The organism is Mesorhizobium sp. P3_A9 (assembly GCF_056402975.1).
On record NZ_JBFUGJ010000431.1, the window covers coordinates 1 to 4,283 of the forward strand.

Sequence of the window (4,283 nt, forward strand, 5' to 3'; positions counted from 1 at the left end):
ACCTGCTGGTCGTCCGTTCCGGCCGCCCGGCCGGCCCCGGCGGCCCGGGCGGGCTCGACCAGGTGGTGCGGCCGCTGGCCGAAAAGGACCYCGAAGCACTGGTCGCGCATTTGACGGGCGCGCGCGCCATTTCGCCGGCCTCGCAAAAGCAGGTYCGYGTCATCTTCGGCACCGARAGCCTGACYTCGGGCGTSACCGGCACCGACAGCGCCTATCTCGAYGCRCGCGACTGGAAGCTGRTTTCGGGMCGSCCGTTCAGYGATTCCGARACMCGYTCSGGCACCGGCGTSTGCCTGATCGGCGAGACGGTGCGCCAGCAATTCTTCGGTGCCGGCGACCCCGAGGGCGAGATCATCCGCGTCAACCGCACCTCCTGCAAGATCATCGGCCTGCTCGAACCCAAGGGCTATACCGGCTTCGGCCAGGACCAGGACAATGTCGTCTTGATGCCGCTGCATGCCTATCAACGCCGCATCGCCGGCAAYCGCGACATCGACAACATCTACATCGCCGCCGAYGACMGSACGCCAACCAGCGARCTGCAGCCGCGCGTCGAGGAYATTTTGCGCGAYRCGCGCCGYATCACGCCSGACCGCGAGRRYGATTTCKSSATCCGCGACATGACCCAGATCGCCGACGCCATGGCCAGCGCCACCACCACCATGACCGGCATGCTGGGCGCGGTCGCCGGCGTCAGCCTGCTGGTCGGCGGTATCGGCATCATGAACATCATGCTGGTCTCGGTCACCGAGCGCACGCGCGAGATCGGCATCAGGCTGGCCATCGGCGCGCATGAAAAACACATCCTCATCCAGTTCCTGGTCGAGGCGACGGTGCTGTCGCTGCTCGGCGGCATCATCGGCATCCTGATCGGCCTGGCGCTGGCCGGCCTCGCCGCGGTGACGCTGACGATACCCTTTGCGCCCAGTCCGGCAGTCATCCTGCTCGCCGTCGGTTTTTCCGCCCTGATCGGCATGGTTTTCGGCTTCTTCCCGGCGCTGCGCGGCGCCAGGCTCGATCCGATCGACGCGCTGCGGCACGAATAGAGCGGCCGAACGAGCCACGGGATGCCATCCTCGCCAAAGAGCAACGGTCAGGATTCTTGCGGCGGCGCGATCTTGCGCGTTGAAACGGGACCGAACCGCCAGCCCAGATTCACCGCAAGGCCGGCGAGCAGGATCAGCACCAGCCCGGCGCCTTGCATGGCCGTCAGTGAKCGGCCGAAGACGAGGAAATCGGACAACAGGGCAGCAACCGGATTGAGGAAAGATCCCGCCGCGATGACTGTGATAGGCAGCTTGGGATAGGACGAATAGAGCAGGATATAGACGATCCCGGTGTGGATGACGCCAAGGCCGACAAGCCAGCCCCACATGCCATTGCCACCGGTTTGAAGTGCGGCCAGATCGACGAACGGCGCGAAAACGATGACGCCGATGAGGCAATGAATGGCGCTGAGAACGCTCGGCTTCACCGATTTGACGGCTCGCGTGGTCAAGGTGGTGGCGGCATAGAATAGCGACGCGACAAGCGCCAGGCCGACGCCGACAAGCCAGTCATGATCCGCCCTGATAACGCCGAGTTTCGGTACGATCGTCAGGACGAGGCCGAGAAAGGCGACGCAGATCCATCCCAGTTTGTGCCGCGACAGCCCTTCCTTGAGCAGCAATGCCCCCGCCAGCACGATCCAGAACGGTTGCAGATGATAGATGATCGTCGCAAAACCGATCGATGTCAGCTTGAAGGCCTGGAACAAAGCCACCCAGTTCAGCACCAGGCAAATGCCGCTGACGAGCACGAGCGGCCACAGTGTCCTGTCCGTGATGAGGAGGCTCTTCCATCCCTCTCGCAGGACGCTCCATCCAACAAGCGCTATCGCGCCGAAGACACAGCGAAAAAAGATGACGTTGAGCGTCGGCTGGCCGGCCTCGATGGAAAACAGACCCGCCGTGCCTGAAATGGCCATCCCGGCGGAAAGCATGATCGTGGCTCGTGCCAGCGCCGGTTTGACGTCCATTGTTGTTCCTTTTGCGGGGATCCATTCCGACACCCTGCCGGCACATCAATTCCGGGGCAGCCGAACTCCGGAAGAGCCACTCGCAAAATGCCACTCGACCAGCGGCGTGATATCAGCGATGAGGCTGGATCGGTTCCGTTATGGCTGAAGCAAGGACAGAGAAATGAGCCGTAAAGCGCGCGTATTGATCGTGCTCGCGATAATCGAGGCGGCCCTCGCAGGCATCTGGTGGTATCTCGCCCGTTACGGCATGGCCAATCCCGACCGCGTCACATCGGATTTCCAGGCGGTCGTCGGCCAGACCATGGGGATGGCCATGGGTGGGTTGCTGGGCATCGGCTTTATCTTGTTCTTCGTCGCCGCCCGCAATGATCGCAAGGCGGCGCAAGACAAGACGGGTCGCTAATCCTTGCCGGCGAAATGCCATTCGATCAGCGGCTTCATATGCGGCGATAGCCCCTCCGGCAGATCGGTGGCATGGCGGATGATCACCGGCCCCACGATCTCCGGATCGGTTTCGCTGGCGGCAAAGGCTGAGATTCGGCGCGCAATCTCATCGGCCGGCTCATCGACATGATAGCGACGGAAAATGACCGTGCCGCTCACGATCGACAAAGCGTGCCAGCGCGAGCCGCGTCTGGCGGCCGACAGGTCGAGGCCGGTCTCCTCGCGCACCTCGCGGATCATGTTGAAATCGACATCGACCAGACCGTCGCGGAAATCGATCGGCTCGAACGAGCCGGCGGCAAAGTAGACGCTGCCGGCTCCCACTGTTTGCGGGCCCATGCGGATCGCTACCAGCGCATTGTCGCCGGCCACCAGCATGGCATGGGCATAGGCGTGCTCGGCGCCGGAATTCTCACGCCGCTTCCGCCAGAGCATGAAGGTGGAGTAGTTGACCGCATGGCAGCGGCCGACAAGGCGATTGTCGCGCCAGGCAAGCTGCGAGAGCAGCACCACCATGCCGTCGAACAGCGCCGGATTGGCAGCTATCTCGCGCTGCCAGTTCTCGATGATCGCCTCCTCGTTGTCACGGGCGAACGGATGCGGTCCTGGGTCGAGCCGGACGTCGATGGCATCGACCGGCAGGATGACATTGCGCGGCAGGTCGAAACTCATGCGGTTCAAGCCATATCGAGCGTGATCGCCACCGGGCAATGGTCCGATGCTTTCGGCCGGTCCCAGCCGGCGCGCGGGAAGCGCTCGACCTCCTGGCCCGCCGGAAAGATCGTGCGCCAGGGCTGGCCGTTGCGGATGATGTCGGGAACGGCGGTGGCGTTCTTCGCCGCCAGCCCCCTGGACAGCAGGATATAGTCGAGCTGGCAGAGATGCCGCTCCGCAGGCCCGCGTGTGTGATAGAAGGTCCAGCGGTTCATCTCCGGCCGCCGCTCGACGACGTTTTCGCAGAAGCCGCCCGCTGTCAGCACGTTGATGCAGGATAGGGCCTCGTCGACCACCTCGAAACGATAGCCGTCGACATCGTCGCCGGCGATCTTCACGCGCTGGCGGTAATCGTTCATGTCGCCGCAGATCGCCCAGCGCTTGTCGGCGGCATGATCCCCGCCGAAGCGCTCCTCGATAATGCGGCGCACGGCCAGCGCCTCGGCGACGCGCACCGGCATTGTCGCCTCGCGTCCGTCGAGCCCGTTGCGCGGCGAGCCCATCGACTTGAAGTGCACCAGATAAAGCGTCAGCGGCACGCCGCCGACGGTGATGTCGACCTCCAGGCAATCACGGCGGAAGATGCGTTCATTGGCCTGGTTGCCGAGCGCCAAGAGTTCCGGCGTGTGCAGCCCGAACTGTTCGTAGGTGACGTAGGCGTGGCTGGTCATGCGCACGAATTCGATCGGCTGTCCCTGCGCGGTCTCGTTGCGCATCATCACGGCGACATCGATGCCGCGCGAATCATTGCCTGACGTGGTGTATTTCTGGCGGTAACCCTGCCCCACCATCTTGAACAGATAGCCATATTCGAAGGCCTTCAGCGCCTCGATGTTGTCGACCTCCTGCATGCAGATGATGTCGGCGCGGGTGGCGGCGATCGCCAGCGCCGACAACTGGCGCGTGTCGTCGGACTGGGCGATGGCGCGGGCCTGCTCCAGCATCTTGTATTCGGCCTCGCTCTGGATATCGAAMAGCGCCAGCGTSCGATCYTCGTTGAGCTGGTTGCGATAGCCGGARAAATCGAACCTGTTCATCAGGTTYTCGACRTTGAAGGTGGCAAGGCGCAGCGACATATCCTGACCTTTGCCTGCAAGTGGTGGAG

5 protein-coding genes are annotated in these 4,283 nt (G+C 63.4%); 2 read left to right on the top strand and 3 right to left on the bottom strand.

What is annotated here, in order from left to right:
- Positions 1 to 1,046: ABC transporter permease (locus AC1DX0_RS31800; protein WP_477358377.1), on the top strand; the 1,046-nt coding region annotated here is incomplete at its 5' end.
- Between the two features lie 47 nt (positions 1,047 to 1,093).
- On the opposite strand, the gene AC1DX0_RS31805 is transcribed toward AC1DX0_RS31800, so the two are convergent.
- Positions 1,094 to 2,017, bottom strand: coding sequence for a DMT family transporter (locus AC1DX0_RS31805; protein ID WP_477222053.1), 924 nt, complete (start codon positions 2,015 to 2,017; stop codon positions 1,094 to 1,096).
- Positions 2,018 to 2,180: 163 nt separating this feature from the next.
- Here AC1DX0_RS31805 and AC1DX0_RS31810 point away from each other — a divergent pair, with 163 nt between their 5' ends.
- Positions 2,181 to 2,423 (top strand): hypothetical protein, encoded by a 243-nt coding sequence (locus AC1DX0_RS31810; protein WP_477222052.1) that lies wholly within the window; start codon positions 2,181 to 2,183, stop codon positions 2,421 to 2,423.
- On the opposite strand, the gene AC1DX0_RS31815 is transcribed toward AC1DX0_RS31810, so the two are convergent.
- Both AC1DX0_RS31815 and AC1DX0_RS31820 read right to left on the bottom strand, forming a co-directional pair.
- Positions 2,420 to 3,136: a hypothetical protein gene (locus AC1DX0_RS31815; RefSeq protein WP_477222051.1), complete on the bottom strand. Its 717-nt coding sequence runs from the start codon at positions 3,134 to 3,136 to the stop codon at positions 2,420 to 2,422. The genes AC1DX0_RS31810 and AC1DX0_RS31815 overlap by 4 nt on opposite strands.
- A gap of 5 nt (positions 3,137 to 3,141) precedes the next feature.
- A complete protein-coding gene (locus AC1DX0_RS31820) occupies positions 3,142 to 4,254 on the bottom strand; it encodes an endonuclease/exonuclease/phosphatase family protein (RefSeq protein ID WP_477222050.1) in 1,113 nt (370 codons plus the stop codon).
- Positions 4,255 to 4,283: the final 29 nt, after the last annotated feature.